We start from the raw sequence: 15,947 nt of genomic DNA, 5'->3' as shown, positions 1-15,947 counted from the left end.
CTTTATTAAGATAAAGCAGGTAGACGGACCGCGCCGAAGGGACGTTGGGCCCTTCAACCAACCTCAACGCTTGATCAACGCTTATGCATACACCGTTGGTATGTTTAATGAGATGTACTTTGAACGAGGGGCCTTTCCAACAAAAAAGGGCGCTCCTTTGGAACGCCCTCGTGGACACAAGGTTTTGTTACGCCCTACAGCGCGCCGGAACCGGCTTGCATCATGCCGCCGGGGCCCGAGCTTACGCCACTGCTCACAGGCGCGGCGTTTCCGGTGTGCGGCGCTTCCGGAGCGGTATCGCCCCCAAGCGCACCTGCCGGACGCGGCGCTGGGATCTCGCCCGTACCGTGGCTAAAGACGAACTTGCCGTCGGCCACGTCGCATAGGACGGTATCGCCACTACCCCACTCGCCGGCCAGCAGCTCCTCGGACAGCGGATCCTCGATGAGCTTTTGGATGGCGCGGCGCAGCGGACGTGCGCCGTTGGTGAGGTCGGTACCCTCGGCTACGATCTTGTCGTAGGCCGCATCGGTGAGTTTGATGTTCATGCCGTTGGCAATCAGGCGCTGGCGCAGGTCGTCCACCAGCAGGTGAGCGATCTTGATCAAGTTCTCGCCCGAAAGCTTCTGAAACACCACGATGTCATCGATACGGTTGAGCAGCTCGGGGCGGAACAGGCGCTTGAGTTCGCCCATCGCACGGCCCTTAATCTCGCTCGAGGTAAGACCCTGCTCACCGGTGGTGCCAAAGCCAACGCTCGCATCCTGCGCAATCTCGCGGGCGCCCACGTTGGACGTCATGATGATCACGGTGTTGCGGAAATCGACCGTCTTGCCCTGGCTATCGGTCAGGCGACCCTCCTCAAGCACCTGCAGCAAGATGTTGAAGATATCGGGGTGCGCCTTCTCGATCTCGTCGAACAGCACGACCGAGTACGGGTGACGGCGAACGGCCTTGGTGAGCTGACCGCCCTCGTCGTGGCCCACGTAGCCCGGGGGGCTACCGATAAGCTTGGAGACCTCGAACTCGCTGCCAAACTCCGACATGTCGAAGCTGATGAGCGCGTCCTTGCTGCCAAAGAGGTACTCGGCGAGCGTCTTGGCGAGCTCGGTCTTGCCTGTGCCGGTAGGACCCAAGAAGATGAAGCTGCCGCCGGGACGACGCGGATCCTTGAGCGGCGAGCGGCTGCGGCGCACTGCCTTGGCCACGGCCTCGACAGCTTCATCCTGGCCGATAATGCGGGTCTTGAGCACACTTTCGGTCTGCAACAGACGACGGCTTTCGCTCTCGGTGAGCGAAGACACCGGCACGCCCGAGGTCACGGACACGATGTCGGCAACCTGGGCGACATCGATGGTGAGCGGGCTGGCGTCGAGCTCGGCCGTCCAAGCTGCCTTGGCCTCGGCGAGCTCAATCTCGGCAGCCTTCTGCTGCTCGGTAATCTCGGCGGCCTTGTTCATGTCGTCGCCCTCGGTGGCCTCCTGCGCGGCAGCCTTGAGCTCCTCCACGCGATGCTCGGCCTCGCGCACCGGCTCAGGCGCACGGTTGGCGGCAATGCGGGCGCGGGCGCCGGCCTCGTCGATGAGGTCGATGGCCTTATCGGGCAGGAAGCGATCCTGGATGTAGCGGTTGGAGAGGTTCGCGGCGGCCTCGATGGCACCCTGCGTATAGCGCACGTGGTGGTGCTCCTCGTAGCGCGGCTTGAGCGCGGTCAGGATCTTGACCGTGTCCTCGACGCTTGGCTCCTCAACATCGATGGTCTGGAAGCGGCGCTCGAAGGCCGGGTCCTTGGTGAGGTACTTGCGGAACTCCTCGGCCGTGGTGGCACCGATGATCTGGAAAGCGCCGCGCGCGAGCACGGGCTTGAGCATGGAGCTTGCATCGATGGATCCCTCGGCAGAACCGGCACCGATGATGGTGTGCATCTCGTCGATAAACAGGATGACGTCGTCGGCTTCGGTTGCCTCCTGGATTACGTTCTTGAGACGCTCCTCAAACTCACCGCGATATTTGGCGCCCGCGACAAGACCCGGCAGGTCGAGCGTCCAGATGTTCTGGTTCATAAGGTTCTCGGGCACGTTGCCGGCAGCGATCTGCTGCGCCAGGCCCTCGACGATGGCCGTCTTGCCCACGCCGGGGTCACCCAAGATAAGTGGGTTGTTCTTGGTGCGGCGCGAAAGGATCTCCATCATGCGCTGGACTTCCTTTTCGCGACCGATCACCGGGTCGAGCTCGCCGTCGCGCGCCTTCTGCGTAAGGTTGGTGGCGAACTGCTTGAGCGTGTCGGTGCCGCTCCCCTTTTGCTGCGAGGCGTCCGAGCCGCTAAAGAACGGCAGGCCTGTACCGGGACGCCCGGCACCGGCACCGGCGAGCGGGCGCTTCTTGTCTTGATCCTTGGCGGTAAGCTTCTCGATGGCTTTTTTAATGGAAGCGGACGAAACACCCAGGCGCATGAGAATGTCCATGGCCATGCCGTTGCCCTCTTCGACGATACCGATGAGCAGGTGCTCGGTCGACACATAGGTCTGGTTGTTCTCGCGCGCCACGCGGAAGGAACGCTCCATCACGCTGATGACGAGCGGCGTAAAAGCGAGCTTAGCGGCCTCGGTCTCCTCGCTGGGCTCGGGAACGGTGGTCTGGACCTCCTTGAGCGTGTCCATGATGTCATCGTAGGAGATATCGAGTGAGCGCAGTGCCTCGGCGGCAATGCCCTCGTCCTCCTTGGCGAGCGCGAGCAGCAGATGCTCGGTACCCACCTTATTTGAGTGAAGATCGAGCGCCTCCTGCTTGGCCATGGACATGACCTTGCGCGCGCGATCGGTAAAACGGTCCAACATGCTAGTTCCTCTTAGACGAGCTAGTTTTTCAAACGCAAAGCGCCACTCGTGGCGGCGCTTTGGTCTCTTTACCCATATGGAGTATATGTTAACCGCTGTGGCCTTTTCCGCGTGCAGCCATACGACAACGTCTACAAAAAAGGAATCGCCGGGTGCGGCGGGCGCTCTAGGTTAGAGGCTCTTGCCTAGAGGCGGGCTCGGCGTCCATGCTCTCGGCATCGTCATCGTCGACATCGGCAACGGAAGCGCCCGGCATGCGCACGAGCTCCATATGCTGCTCTTCAAAGACGGTTCCCATGGGGAAGGCGCGTCGGAAGACAAAGCGAGCAACCCCGGCGTGACCAGGAATTTAAAAGCGAAACCCTTGGCAAGGGGGCTGGCAACAAACCAGTCGCAGCACATGGCAAAGACATAGGCAACGGGGAAGCCGAGCCACGCGGCGGCAATGACCTCGCCGTTGATGGCCCCGTGCTGCAGGGCAACGTTGTAGATGCTCATCCAGAGCACCATGCAAAAGCACATGATAAAGGTGAACAGCAGGCTCTCTCGTTTGTTGATAGGCATAAAGGGCATGGTCCTTTCTGTGTTGCGTCGCGGCGCCGCCAACAAAAACGGGCGGGCGAGATGGAGTTACTGGGACTTCATCTCGCCCGCCCGTGGTACGTGCGTCTGCGACTACTTATGTGGTGGAACCACCCTAACACGAACAGCACACGCTTCGTAAGCGTTGAGTTTATGAAGATGCAGGGCACCGATAATCCCCCGACCCCATAAGTTGCAGTGGAATACGGACTGTTTTGACCCTTTAAGCAGCAATTCAGTCCCTATTTCACCGCAACTCATTTGGTGCAAAGTAACCTGTCCCCCCTTGTACCAATTAGCTGGTGTGGCGCCAGCGAGGGTCGGTGAGCGTACGCGCCACACCCAGCCCAACGGGCAGAAACGCTACGATGAGCACTGCGCGCACAAACCAGCCGAGCATATTGACTGTGTCGAAGGTGCACATGTAATACATAGAGCGATAGAGATACAGGCCGGGCACCATAATGACAATCGAAGGCACCGTGAGGGCGATGCGCGGGTAGGTGAGCTTGACTTCGGCCAAGCTTGCCAGCAGACCCGATACCAGCGCGCCGATAAACGCTGCTGCCTCGGGAGGCATTCCCGTGCTGAGGCCCAGGAAGGGAATCATCGTCGGCGCATCGACAAGGGTCAGACGCAGGGTATTTGACACGGCGCCGATCAACCCAGCTGCCGCGGCCATCTTTACCGGGCTGTTGAACATCACCGAGAAGCCGAATACGCCAACGAAGCTCATCACCACGCGCAGGAGCGTAAGGGCAAGCGGCGAAAGGCCCAATGGGGCAAAGTCGTCCGGCGCCAGTCCCACACACTCGGCAACCATCCAACCTACGAGGGTCGCCATCACAATAATCGACACAGCATACGAAAGACGCTCGATACCGCTTCGCATGTCGAGCTTAGCGATGTCGAGACCTGCCGTAATGAGCGGAAAGCCAGGAATCACAAAGAGCATGGCGCCGATATAGCCTTCTTGGTGCGACATTGCACCCGGAACAACCTGGGCGAGGCCGAGCAATGCCAGCAAATATGAGATACAGGCCAGTGCGACACCGAGCGTCAAAGCGCTGAACTGACCAAGGCCTTGCTTGAGAATATGGGAGCGGGCAAAGTTGCCGACACCCGCGCCCACGAACGCGCATGCCATCTCAATGGGACCGCCACCAAGTAAAAAGACAAAGGCGCCACAGGCGCAGGCTGCCGCAAGGCCCTGTTGCCAAGGCGCGTAATCAGGTTTTGAACTCTCAACGGTCTTGAGCATCTCGTGATACTCGTGCACCGTGAAGCGACGACCATAGGTCTCGATTTCCTTGAGGAAACTCTCCATCATCCAAATGCGATGGGTGTTGACGCCGGTTGTCGGCAGACTGACGACCTCGTTAAAGCAGTGGCCATCTTCGATGCAAGTACACTCAAACGACAGGAGACTTAAGTCAACATGGATGGTGACACCGAGTACGGCGGCGACTCGATTCATGGTATCGCGTACGCGCCAGGCACCCGTTCCACTCGCGAGCATAAGCATACCGGTGCGGCAGACGATGGATGATTTATCGGTGAGCGGCGCATCGACGGCAAGTTCATCGCCTGCCGTCACGATCTGGTGCCAGTCAGTTTTCATATGGAGCGCGCCGGCACGAACGCCGTGGTGCATGGGGGCTCTCGAAAGCAGCGAGTTAAGGCGCGAAGACTGTGGGGACTCCGTTGATTCGTCCTCAACCTCATCAGTCTCTTCATCGACCAGATCAAAGGAATCAAGCGGCGCTGGCTCGCGACGGTCGATCAGCTCCTCGTCCTCATCATCAAAGTAATTGAACTGATCGAGCATGTCCTCTTCGATTGCGCGCTCGCTCGCATCGTCCATCCCGGTGCTCCCTTCCTATCGACTAACCCCCATCCTAGACAGCGACGGCTAAAGGAAACATAAAAGAGACGGCTGTCATGCGAGCCATGCGTGCAATAGCCATTGGGTAGTCGTTTAAGAACGTCCCCAACGACTACTCCGGCAACGCCGATGTTTTGGCAACGACAGCGAGCGACGTCCAGGGCGAACAAGTTGGCATGAAAAAGGCAAGGCATAGACCTTCTGGTCATGCCTTGCCTTTTGAATGACAAATTGTCGCCCTGGGCGGCGCGCAGCGTCGGCTGGTCCGCCGTTCGGTAGAACGGCGGAACCAATTAGTACATCTTTGCGCCGGCGGGAATGGAGGCGTCGAGCTGGATCAGGTTGAGGCGCTCCTCGCCCTCCTCCTCGTGGATGGCACTGATGAGCATGCCGCAGCTGGGGATGCCCATCATCTTGCGCGGTGGCAGGTTGGTGATGGCAAGCAGGGTCTTGCCGACCAGGTCCTCGGGCTCATAGTATTCGTGGATGCCGGAGAGGATGGTGCGGTCGGCACCGGTACCGTCGTCGAGCGTAAAGTTCAGCAGCTTCTTGGACTTCTTGACGGCCTCGCATGCCTTGACCTTCACAGCGCGGAAATCGCTCTTGGAGAAGGTATCGAAATCGACGAACTCCTCAAACAGCGGCTCAACGGCGATCTTGGAGTAATCGAGCGTGGGCTTAAGCGACTTAACGAACGGGCTCGCGGCGTTGCCGGCCTCTGCAGCCTTGGCGGCAGCGGCACCGGACTGGAAACCCTTCTCGGGCTTCATGTGCGGGAACAGCAGGACATCGCGGATGGAAGCCTGGTTGGTGAGCAGCATGACCACGCGGTCGATACCGATGCCAATGCCACCCGCGGGAGGCATACCGTACTCGAGGGCGCGCACGTAGTCCTCGTCATACTCCATGGCCTCATCGTCGCCGCCGGCCTTCTCGGCCATCTGGGCGGCAAAGCGCTCAGCCTGGTCGACCGGGTCGTTGAGCTCGGAGAATGCGTTGGCGTACTCGTGGCCGGCGATGACCAGCTCAAAGCGGTGGGTCAGACGCGGGTCGTCCTCAAAACGCTTGGCGAGCGGGCTGACCTCGATGGGGTAATCGCACACGAAGGTCGGGTTGACGATGGTGTCCTCGCCCAGCTCATCGTAAATCTCGGCGATGATCTTGCCGGCAGTCCACTCGGGCTTGATCTCCAGGCCCTTCTCGCGCGCGGCGGCAGCAAGCTCCTCGACAGGCGTGTCGATGGTGACCTTCTTGCCGAGCACGTCAGAGACAATATCAGTCATGGGGCGGCTTGCCCACTCACCGGAAAGATCGATGGTCTGGCCCTGGTACTCGATGACCTCGGGGTTGCCGATGGCCTTGTTGGCAGCCTTGATGACGCCCTGGGCGAGCGCCTTCATACCCTCGAGATCGGAGAAGGCACGGTAGGCCTCCATCGTGGTGAACTCGGGGTTGTGGGTGAGGTCCATGCCCTCGTTACGGAAGATACGACCGATCTCGAAGACGCGCTCAAAGCCACCGACGATGCAGCGCTTGAGGTGCAGCTCGGTAGCAATGCGCAGGTAGCACTCCTGATCGAGAGCGTTAAAGTGCGTGATGAACGGCTTAGCCGTAGCGCCACCCTGAATGGTCTGCAGAATGGGAGTCTCGACCTCCATGTAGCCGTCGGACTCCATAAATCGACGGAAGGTGGAGAGGATCTGCGAGCGCTTGCGGAAGGTCTCGCGGACATCGTCGTTGGCGATCAGGTCGACATAGCGCTGACGATAGCGGGTCTCCTTGTCGGAGAGACCGTGGAACTTCTCGGGCAGCGGGCGAACGGCCTTGGAGAGCAGGGTCGCGCTCTTAGGGGCGACGGAGAGCTGGCCGCGCTGAGTGCGCACAACCACACCGGTCACACCCAGGATATCGCCAAGGTCGAGGGCCTTGAGCGTATTCCAGGCTGCCTCATCCATGTCGTTGATGCGGCAGAACAGCTGAATCTCGGCCGTTGCGTCGCGCACGACGATGAACATGATCTTGCCCTGACCACGCTTGGCGACCACGCGGCCGCCGATCTTCACGACGTCCTCGGTGTCTTCGCCATCGGCAAGATCGGCATACTTAGCCTCGATGTCGGCAACGTAGTCCTCGATCTCGGAGTGCTCGGGATAGGGGTTCTGGCCCGCCTCGAACAGGGCGGCGCGCTTGGCCAGGCGCGTGGCGCGCTCGTCGTTGAGCGTCGATGCCTGCTCGGCGGCGTTCTGGTTCTCTGCCATAAGTTAGCTCCTCAAACTAAAACGCTCCCCAGGATTCGGTCCCAGGGAGCGAAAACATACCTTTACGCGGGACCGTGGTCTAGCGTGCGATCTTGGCGATGGTGTAGACGCGAGTCTTGCCGGAAGGCGTAACGACCTCGACGGAGTCGCCCTCGCCGTGGCCGATGATGGCGTGGCCGACCGGGGACTCGTTGGAGATCTTGTGCTCGAGCGAGTTGGTCTCGGTGGTACCGACGAGCGTGACTTCCATGACCTCACCGTTGGGATCAATCAGCGAAACGGTGGAACCGATAGAGACGGTCAGATCGCCCGTGGTGGCAGCAACCTGAGCGTTGGCGAGAATAGCCTGAATCTCGGCAATGCGAGCAGCATTCTGAGCCTGCTTGTCCTTGGCGGCATCGTACTCGGAGTTCTCCGAAAGGTCGCCAAACGCGCGGGCTTCCTTAATGTCCTCGACGATCTCCTTGGCGTAATCGCCCTCACGCCAAGCGAGCTCCTCGACGAGCTTCTGGCGGCCCTCAGCGGTCAGTACGATCTGGCTTGCGTCCATACGGATATCTCCCCAACTATGATGTAACAATCAACTGTCAACATAACGAAAAAGACCGGCTAGCCTGCGGGCAAGCCGGTCAGGTGCTCACCCCAAAGGGATGGGACTACTCTGCGTCCGCGTCGCCGTCCTCTGCCTTCTTTTTCTTGGCAGCGGCGAGCTGGGCCTCGAGCTCTGCGATCTTCTTGTCCTCCTCGGACTCCTCGACCACAACGTCCTCGGCCTGCTTGGTCTCGTCCTTATCGTCGCCCTCCATACCCTCGCGGATATTCTTGACGGTAGAGCCGAGGGACTTGCCGAGCTTCGGCAGGTTCTTGGGCCCGAAGATAATCAGGACAACGACGAGAATAATGATGAGCTCAGGAGCCCTCAGTCCAAACATGTAGACCTCCACAAAACAGCGAGACAAGCTCGAATGAGTATACCGCGGGTATCGCGGTATCACAACAATAGCTAAAAAAAGGGACCGCAAGAAGCGGTCCCTTCTCATGCTCTGGTCGGGTTGACTGGATTTGAACCAGCGACCCCTGCGTCCCGAACGCAGTGCTCTACCAAACTGAGCCACAACCCGTTAGCTCGACTATAGTAACAAAGTTTTTCGCCGCGTGCTAGAGAAATTTTTATTTCTTTGGCGCGTCGATTTGAACCGTGTTGGGAATAAGCTCAGTCGCGCAGGACCACCAGCCATTTTGCTGGGCAGCCCCGGCAAGCCTTTCGGCCGTGGCGGCGGTGTCGCAAATGGCAAACGAGCAGGCACCCGACCCGCACACGTCCACGGCAACGGTTCCCTCCTGTGCGCGCAGCCAGTCGAGAACCGCCTGGATCTGCGGCTCCATCAAAGCAGAAATGACGCCCAAGTTGTTATGGATGAGCGAATACGCCATCTTCGCATCACTCACGCTAAGAGCCGATGCAATGGCACCGGGCGCAGTCGCGGACACCGGGGCCTCGTCAAAACGTCGATAGGCCTCAATTGTCGAAACGCTCGCCTCCCGCGGCTTGACCAGCACAACGGGCGTCACAGGAAGCGCGGGGTACTCAGTTGCCAGAACGTCTCCCCCACCCACGTAGAATGCGGGGCTCGCATGCAAAAAGAACGGCACGTCGGCGCCGATGCCACGCGCAATCTCGTCCAGCGCAGGATCAGTGCGGTCGATGCCCCACAGCTCAGCCAGGGCAACGATAACCGCCGCGGCATCCGTCGAGGGGCCGCCCAGGCCGGCGCACAGCGGAATGCGCTTCTCAATCGTCACGCACACGTTTGCCTCGCGCCCGAAATGATCGGCCATGGCGACGGCGGCGCGGTAGGCAGTATTCTTTTGCATGGGAAAATCTGATGCCGGAACCGTCTGGACGGTCAACGCCTGCGCCGGCGTGACCGTCACGGTATCGGCTAGGCCGACAGCTGCCATCAGGGAATCGACTTTGTGGTAGCCGCGGGCATCGCGCTCGGTATGAACCCCCAGGTAGAGGTTAATCTTTGCCGGCGCAGTAAGGATGAGGGACCGATCGGTCACCGTTAATGCTCCTCGAGCTGGTTGCCGAGCGGAGTAAAGATGTGCTCGCCGCTCTCGGGGTCGAACAGTTCAACCTGACCGGTAAGGACGTCGATGTACTGGTAGGACTGACGCGACTTGCGGCCGCGGCGCTCGTCAACCTCGACGATAAAGACAGCCGGGTGGACGCTCTTGATGGTACCCATGCGCTCGACAACGCGGGTACGGCCCATGTTGGCCTTCACCTTGACGCGATCGCCCACCATATCGGTCAGCTTCTCGTGGATGTCGTCGACGTAATTGACTTCCATCTCTTCCATGAACAGGGCCTCCAGAAGGTGCAATTCAAAAAGGGGATAATACCCCTAAGATAGACAAAACTCTAATACTATAGCACCCTGTTACAACCCCACGCAAGTAGCTAATTAGACTACTTACAGATTGTCGGTATCGAGGACAATGGTGAACGGGCCGTCGTTGACCAGGTCGACTTTCATGTCGGCGCCAAAGATGCCGTGCGCCACGTGGTCGACGTCCTGGGCGACGAGCGTCAGAAAGTACTCGTAAAGCTCGTTGGCAACATCGGGCGCGCCAGCATCCGTAAACGACGGACGACGGCCGTGGCGGCAATCGGCAAACAGCGTAAACTGCGACACCACGAGCACCTCGCCGTCGACATCGGCAAGCGCCAAGTTAGTCTTGCCGTTCTCGTCCTCGTTGATACGCAGCCCGCGGAGCTTGCCCCATAGTTTATCGGCCTCGGCACGCGTATCGCCATGGCCCACGCCCAGCAATACCAGATAGCCGCGCCCAATGCGGCCCACGCACTCGCCGTCGACCGTCACACCGGCGTTGAGCACGCGCTGCACCACCGCACGCACGGCCTACTCCTCGCCCGTGAGTTTGGCGGACAGGTGCTCGAGTGCATGGAAACGATGGCTGATGGCGTTCTTCTCGTCCGCTGTGAGCTCGGCCATAGTTTTGCCCGGCGTATCGACCGGCAGGAACAGCGGGTCGTAGCCAAAGCCGTGGTCGCCGCGGCCCTCGTGTGCGATAACGCCCTCGCAGGCGCCCTCGCCATAGGTGACCAGGCCGTCTTGGTCGATGAGCGCAACGACACTCATAAAGCGTGCGGTGCGATCCTCGTCTGCCACGCCTTCCAGATTAACGAGAAGTTTGGCATTGTTGGCGGCATCATCGCCGTGTACGCCCGCATAACGCGCGCTATACACACCCGGCTCGCCGTCCAGCGCGTCGACGACCAAGCCGGAATCGTCGGCGATGGCCATAAGGCCCGTCTCCTCGACCGCAGCCTGCGCCTTGATGATGGCGTTCTCCAAAAACGTCGTGCCGTTTTCCTCGGGGTCCTCAAAATCGCCCAGCTGGCCGAGCGCCACAAAGCGCACCTCGGGCATGACCTTGCCCAAAATGGCCTCGATCTCGGTGAGCTTATGGGCGTTACCCGTGGCCACAACAATGGTCGCCGCCGGGTCGAGGGTGTCGATGTCAATCTTCTCAAGTGCCATAGCTGGCCTCCTTGTCTCTTATAGCAATGCCGTGTAGAGGACGACGAGGGCCTCGGCCTCTCCCCTCTCAATCAACGGCAGTCTTATACTTCGGCGTTTTCGCAGATTAAACCTGCCAAAATCAACATCCCCTTTTGGCAGGTTAGGCGAGGGCTTGACGCTGAAGCTCGATGAGCTCGGCGATGCCCTTGTCGCCCAGATCGAGCAGGGCGTTGAGGCGCTTGCGGTCGAAGGGCGCCTGCTCGCCGGTACCCTGGAGCTCGATCATCTCGCCGGAGTCGGTGGCAACGAGGTTCATGTCGACCTCGGCGTGGCTGTCCTCGGAATAATCCAAGTCGAGCAGGGTGTTGCCGTCGACGACGCCCATGGAGATAGCGGCAACCTGACCGGTAAGCGGAATGCGCTCGAGCTTGCCCGCCTCGGCCCACATGGCAAGGGCGTCGTGCAACGCCACCCAGGCGCCGGTGATGCTCGCCGTACGCGTGCCGCCATCGGCCTGGATCACATCGCAGTCAACGGTAACGGTGTACTCACCGAGCGCCTTCATATTGACGACGGTGCGCAGGCTGCGGCCGATCAAGCGCTCGATCTCCATGGAACGGCCCTTGCGGTTGGCATGTTCGCGCTTGCAGCGCTTGCCGGTCGACGCCGGCAGCATCGCATATTCCGCCGTTACCCAACCGGCCTTGGCGCCCTTGCGCCAGCCCGGAACGCCCTCCTCGATGGTGGCGGCGCACAGCACGCGCGTGTCGCCAAACTCTGCCAGGCACGAGCCGTGGGCGTGCTTCATGACGCCGCGGGTGAGCTTAACGGGACGCAGCTCGTTTGCGGCGCGGCCGTTGGCGCGGTTGACTTGCATGTATTCCATGGAACTATCCTTTCGGCAAAAGATGTGGCGAGGACTCCGGCGACATTGCGTGCCTAACCGAGTTCGTCGATATCGACATGCTCGATGCTTTTGAGCGGCTGGCCAAAGATAAAGCTGCCCGCCACCGCAAACTCGGCAATGTTGTCGGACGTGGTGGCAAAGCGATGCTGCGGCTCGGCGGTGTTGCCCGCCAGCTGCTCACGGCGCGTGAGGATATCGGTCAGCTCGCGGGTGGTCTCCTCGGCGGAGCTCACCACGCGCACCCCGGGCCCCAACGCATGACGGATGGGGCCCACCAGCAGCGGAAAGTGCGTACAGCCGAGCACCACGGTATCGATGCCACGATCGTGCAGTGGCTCGACTGTGGCGTTGACCAGCGCGCGAACGGCTGGCGTATCAAAAATATCCTCGTTCTCGAGCCACTGCTCCTGCAGATGCGCGCCCGAGGCGAGCTCGTGCTCGACAACCTCGACAAAGCTCGAGGCAGGGCAGCCATACACGTCCACGCCGGCATCCAAGTCCTGGATGGCGCGCGTGTAGGCGCCCGAGCGGATGGTGAGGTTGGTGGCGAGCACGCCCACACGGCGCGTGCGGGTGCTGTTGATGGCGGCACGCGCGCCCGGCGCGATTACGCCAATCACGGGGACATCGAGCACCTGCTGAGCCAGGCGAAGCGCCGCTGCCGTCGCCGTATTGCAGGCGATGACCATGATCTTGACGTCGTGTCTCGAAAGCCAGCGCCCCGCCTGTAGCGCAAACGAGCGCACCTCGTCCTCGGTGCGGGTGCCGTAAGGGCAGCGCTTGGTATCGCCAAAGTAGTAGACGGACTCGTGCGGAAGCGCCGTCGCAATCGCGCGCGCAACCGTCAAGCCGCCCAGACCCGAGTCGAACACGCCGATGGGGCGCGTATCACCGGCCAGATTCTCGATATCGGACATTACCTCACCAGATTCTCTCTCGAAAAGATATGGCCAAGCGTAACGGCACTGCGCTATGAACGGGCCGCGACGAGCAGCTCCGCCGTCGCCGCCCAGCCGTCAACGATCCTGCCACGCGTGACAAAGGCGTTATCGCAGGACGCAAGAAACTCGGACGCGCCGGCGCTGGTCAGACCGTTCTCGACCAGGCAGAACGTGCCCACGTGGTCGGCCATGTAGAAATCAGACTCGGAATCGCCGAGTGCCAGCGTCTCGTCGCGCTCGATGCCCAGACGCTCGCAGAAACGCGCGACCGCCACGCCCTTGTCGAGACCCGACGGATTGATGTTAAAGGCACGACCGTCCTCGACGCGATCGAGCTCGAGGGTCGTCGGCTTGGACAGATGAGTCAAGTGGCCGTTGCAGGCCCAGACCAGACCGCAGCCGGCCTCGTCGAGGATGGCCTGCGCCTCGTCATCGGGAATATCGCCGCGCATGCCGACGGTGACCTCGCGGTACTTATAGCCAGTCGACATGTCGTTGTGGTACTCGATCTTGTGCGGCCAGCGAGCGAGAATCTTCTCGCACACGCCGGTCTGCTCAATCACCTGGTGCGGCGTAAGGCCGCAGGCGGGGTCGTAAGGCATGTCGCCGGTCAGATACTCCCAGTCGTTGGCCTTGAGGTCGTACATGACCAGGCCACCCATCTCGCCAATGTAGGAGTTGAGGCCGAGCACGCGGGCATCTTCGTGGATCATGGTGCGGTTGCGACCCGAGGTGGGAATTACCTGGATGCCAGCGCGGGCAAGCGCCACGACGGCCTCGACGAGCTTGGTCGAGGGATTGCCGTCGTTGTCGCGCAGCACGCACGAGCCGGGCGCGAGCATCGTGGCGTCCAGATCGGTAAAGACGTACTTGACCTTGGCAAGGCGCTCGCGCATCTCGCCCGAAAGCTCGGCAACGGTCGGCAGGGTGTTGTGGGACATGGTCACTCCATTTATTACGTAGAAAAGACTTAATCTTGGTACCGCGTTTTCCCTAAGGTGAACACGCTTGGGAGGCACCGCATCATCGGGCGTCGAGGATCCGTAGACGCCATCCTAAAGGCAGCAGCGCTTAGGCGTCGTACGCCGCAAGGATGCGCTTGAGAACCGAGCCATCACGCTCGCAGGGCTCGGGTCCGTTCTTGCGCAGCATGCACTCCTCCTCGCCCTTGCCGGTCACGATAACCACAGCGGGGCGGTCGGTCTCGCGCACGGCCGTCTCGATAGCGGCGGCGCGGTCGCACACGATCTGCCAGCTATCGTTTCCCTGCGCCTGGACATTGCGCGCGATCTCGGCGCAGATGTCCTCGACGTCCTCGGGGCCCGGGTCATCCTCGGTAATCACGATGCGATCGGCGTACTTGCCGGCAGCGATACCCATCGTAGTACGGCGATCGACACCCTTGCCTCCCGTTGCACCAAAGACAACCGCCAGCTCGCGCTCGGGATAGTTCTCGCGCAGGTCGCGCAAAAGCGTCTCGAGGCTCATGCCGTTGTGCGCATAGTCAACGACGCCCAAAATCTTGCCCGATGCAGACGGATAGAGCTCCATGCGACCGGGAACAAAGACGCCCTCAAAGCCATGGACGATGCCCTCTTCGGAAATGCCGAGGGCCTCGGCGCAGGCAATAGCGGCAAGCGCATTGGACACGTTGAACTTGACGGGCGTGGGGATCACGATGTCACGCGTAAAGCGCGGCGTGCGGACCGTGGCGATCACGCCGCAATCGCCGTTGCGAATGGCCAACGCACGCACGTCGGCGCGTCCATCGGTCAGCGAGAACGTCACCGTGCGCTCGCAGCGGGACGCCGCCTCGAGCACGCGGTCGACGTGGTCCATATCGAGGTTGACCACGGCAAAGCGGCTCTGCGAAAAAATCTTGAGCTTGCTGGCAAAGTAATCCTCGAGCGTGGGGTGCTCGATCGGCGAGATATGGTCCTCACCGATATTGGTAAAGGCGCCCACTTCAAAGTCAATCTTGCCCGTACGCTCGTATTTGAGGCCCTGGCTCGACGCCTCCATGACCAGCCACGGAGCGCCCGCCTCGGCGGCATGTGCGATACGCGACTGCAAAAGGAAGGACTCGGGGGTCGTTAGCTTAGAAGGACCGGCCTCGATACCGTCATCGAACTCGATACCCGTGTTGAGGGCTGGTCGATGACGGCCCGTGAGCTTAGCCTCGTTGGCGAGAATGCCACGCAGATAAAAGCTGCAGGTCGACTTGCCCTTGGTGCCCGTAAAAGCGCAGACCTTCACCTTGCCCGAGGGATGACCGTAATAGGCGTCCGCCACCACAGCGAGCGTACGGCGGATATCGTTGACGATCACAGCGGGAATATCGACGTCGTAATCAACCTCGGACACGTACGCCACGGCGCCTTCGGCAATCGCCGAGACCAGATACTCGGGCTTGAACGCACGGCCCTTGCAGACAAACAATGTGCCCGGACGTACCTGGCGCGAGTCGTCGGTCGCAAACTCGATGCGCTGGTCGCAAAGAGTATCCGGCTTGGAAACAACAAGGGCCTCGGCCTCGAGCAGCTCCACATAGCGCATCAAAGCCAGCTTCTCCTTCGTCGTACCCGACATATAACGACCTTTCTCGCTAAACCTAACCTTAAAAGAGCAAAAACCGTCCCAGATGAATCCGGTCGCGCCCCTGTATTATCAACCATCCTAATATGCCACCTGACCTTGCGAGTGTCTCAGCACCCTAAAAACTTGCAAGGACCAGCGCACGGTTAATTCGAAATAACAAAACCCCCGCCCTACAAATGCGCGCGATGCGGGGATGACCAGTGAGTTTGTCATGCTCTACAAGGACACGTCGCTGCTTTCGAGCGTCGGCGTCATGGAACTCATGCTGTTCTCCAACTCTCTGTTAGACCAGCATTGACGTAGCCGCTCCCTGCCGTTGCCAATAGTCCCAGAAGGGCTGGGGACGATCGATCATCTGGCGCCTCGTATGCTCGTAGAAGCCGCA

General features: G+C 60.6%; 14 protein-coding genes and 1 tRNA gene. All 15 read right to left on the bottom strand.

Annotated features, from left to right (window positions below; all coding sequences use genetic code 11):
* Positions 1-194: 194 nt before the first annotated feature.
* On the bottom strand, positions 195-2,837 hold the full coding sequence (locus ACTQXI_RS07285) for an ATP-dependent Clp protease ATP-binding subunit (RefSeq protein WP_441048844.1): 2,643 nt from the start codon (positions 2,835-2,837) through the stop codon (positions 195-197).
* A gap of 171 nt (positions 2,838-3,008) precedes the next feature.
* The gene (locus ACTQXI_RS07280) at positions 3,009-3,401 is read right to left on the bottom strand and encodes a hypothetical protein (RefSeq protein WP_441548449.1); all 393 of its coding nucleotides are present in this window, start codon (positions 3,399-3,401) and stop codon (positions 3,009-3,011) included.
* Positions 3,402-3,714: 313 nt separating this feature from the next.
* Positions 3,715-5,283: a threonine/serine ThrE exporter family protein gene (locus ACTQXI_RS07275; protein WP_441032103.1), complete on the bottom strand. Its 1,569-nt coding sequence runs from the start codon at positions 5,281-5,283 to the stop codon at positions 3,715-3,717.
* 314 nt (positions 5,284-5,597) lie between these two features.
* Positions 5,598-7,562 (bottom strand): lysine--tRNA ligase, encoded by a 1,965-nt coding sequence (lysS, locus tag ACTQXI_RS07270; protein ID WP_154514782.1) that lies wholly within the window; start codon positions 7,560-7,562, stop codon positions 5,598-5,600.
* A 79-nt stretch (positions 7,563-7,641) separates the two neighbouring features.
* Positions 7,642-8,112, bottom strand: coding sequence for a transcription elongation factor GreA (greA, locus tag ACTQXI_RS07265; protein ID WP_006234960.1), 471 nt, complete (start codon positions 8,110-8,112; stop codon positions 7,642-7,644).
* A gap of 106 nt (positions 8,113-8,218) precedes the next feature.
* Positions 8,219-8,494, bottom strand: a complete 276-nt coding sequence (gene tatA / locus ACTQXI_RS07260) for a twin-arginine translocase TatA/TatE family subunit (RefSeq protein ID WP_195838497.1) — start codon at positions 8,492-8,494, stop codon at positions 8,219-8,221.
* 112 nt (positions 8,495-8,606) lie between these two features.
* A tRNA-Pro gene (locus tag ACTQXI_RS07255) sits at positions 8,607-8,683 on the bottom strand.
* A 49-nt stretch (positions 8,684-8,732) separates the two neighbouring features.
* Positions 8,733-9,629 carry a 4-(cytidine 5'-diphospho)-2-C-methyl-D-erythritol kinase gene (gene ispE, locus ACTQXI_RS07250; RefSeq protein ID WP_441048840.1) on the bottom strand — a complete coding sequence of 299 codons (897 nt, stop codon included), beginning with the start codon at positions 9,627-9,629 and terminating at the stop codon, positions 8,733-8,735.
* Positions 9,630-9,631: 2 nt separating this feature from the next.
* Entirely contained in the window at positions 9,632-9,928 is a 297-nt protein-coding gene (locus ACTQXI_RS07245) for a Veg family protein (protein ID WP_118206416.1), read from the bottom strand.
* A 114-nt stretch (positions 9,929-10,042) separates the two neighbouring features.
* Positions 10,043-10,489, bottom strand: coding sequence for a D-aminoacyl-tRNA deacylase (gene dtd / locus ACTQXI_RS07240; protein WP_117797049.1), 447 nt, complete (start codon positions 10,487-10,489; stop codon positions 10,043-10,045).
* Positions 10,490-10,492: 3 nt separating this feature from the next.
* Positions 10,493-11,134, bottom strand: a complete 642-nt coding sequence (gene rdgB / locus ACTQXI_RS07235; RefSeq protein ID WP_118206636.1) for an RdgB/HAM1 family non-canonical purine NTP pyrophosphatase — start codon at positions 11,132-11,134, stop codon at positions 10,493-10,495.
* Between the two features lie 142 nt (positions 11,135-11,276).
* Positions 11,277-12,002, bottom strand: coding sequence for a ribonuclease PH (rph, locus tag ACTQXI_RS07230; protein WP_441048839.1), 726 nt, complete (start codon positions 12,000-12,002; stop codon positions 11,277-11,279).
* Between the two features lie 53 nt (positions 12,003-12,055).
* Positions 12,056-12,940, bottom strand: coding sequence for a glutamate racemase (gene murI, locus ACTQXI_RS07225; protein WP_117769301.1), 885 nt, complete (start codon positions 12,938-12,940; stop codon positions 12,056-12,058).
* A 53-nt stretch (positions 12,941-12,993) separates the two neighbouring features.
* Positions 12,994-13,905 (bottom strand): HAD family hydrolase, encoded by a 912-nt coding sequence (locus tag ACTQXI_RS07220; RefSeq protein ID WP_427747684.1) that lies wholly within the window; start codon positions 13,903-13,905, stop codon positions 12,994-12,996.
* A gap of 130 nt (positions 13,906-14,035) precedes the next feature.
* Positions 14,036-15,553 (bottom strand): Mur ligase family protein, encoded by a 1,518-nt coding sequence (locus ACTQXI_RS07215; RefSeq protein ID WP_441048838.1) that lies wholly within the window; start codon positions 15,551-15,553, stop codon positions 14,036-14,038.
* Positions 15,554-15,947: the final 394 nt, after the last annotated feature.

The organism is Collinsella sp. LCP19S3_C9 (genome assembly GCF_052121575.1).
Classification (GTDB): domain Bacteria; phylum Actinomycetota; class Coriobacteriia; order Coriobacteriales; family Coriobacteriaceae; genus Collinsella.
This window is presented reverse-complemented; position numbering and strand designations above follow the sequence as displayed.

Excerpts from the sequence above, each read along its gene's own strand:
- ACTQXI_RS07285 (WP_441048844.1), bottom strand. The coding sequence starts at position 2,837 with ATGTTGGACCGTTTTACCGATCGCGCGCGCAAGGTCATGTCCATGGCC.
- lysS (WP_154514782.1), bottom strand. The coding sequence starts at position 7,562 with ATGGCAGAGAACCAGAACGCCGCCGAGCAGGCATCGACGCTCAACGAC.
- greA (WP_006234960.1), bottom strand. The coding sequence starts at position 8,112 with ATGGACGCAAGCCAGATCGTACTGACCGCTGAGGGCCGCCAGAAGCTC.
- rdgB (WP_118206636.1), bottom strand. The coding sequence starts at position 11,134 with ATGGCACTTGAGAAGATTGACATCGACACCCTCGACCCGGCGGCGACC.
- ACTQXI_RS07220 (WP_427747684.1), bottom strand. The coding sequence starts at position 13,905 with ATGTCCCACAACACCCTGCCGACCGTTGCCGAGCTTTCGGGCGAGATG.
- tatA (WP_195838497.1), bottom strand. The coding sequence starts at position 8,494 with ATGTTTGGACTGAGGGCTCCTGAGCTCATCATTATTCTCGTCGTTGTC.
- ACTQXI_RS07275 (WP_441032103.1), bottom strand. The coding sequence starts at position 5,283 with ATGGACGATGCGAGCGAGCGCGCAATCGAAGAGGACATGCTCGATCAG.
- ACTQXI_RS07215 (WP_441048838.1), bottom strand. The coding sequence starts at position 15,553 with ATGTCGGGTACGACGAAGGAGAAGCTGGCTTTGATGCGCTATGTGGAG.
- ACTQXI_RS07245 (WP_118206416.1), bottom strand. The coding sequence starts at position 9,928 with ATGGAAGAGATGGAAGTCAATTACGTCGACGACATCCACGAGAAGCTG.
- ACTQXI_RS07280 (WP_441548449.1), bottom strand. The coding sequence starts at position 3,401 with ATGCCTATCAACAAACGAGAGAGCCTGCTGTTCACCTTTATCATGTGC.
- rph (WP_441048839.1), bottom strand. The coding sequence starts at position 12,002 with ATGGAATACATGCAAGTCAACCGCGCCAACGGCCGCGCCGCAAACGAG.
- murI (WP_117769301.1), bottom strand. The coding sequence starts at position 12,940 with ATGTCCGATATCGAGAATCTGGCCGGTGATACGCGCCCCATCGGCGTG.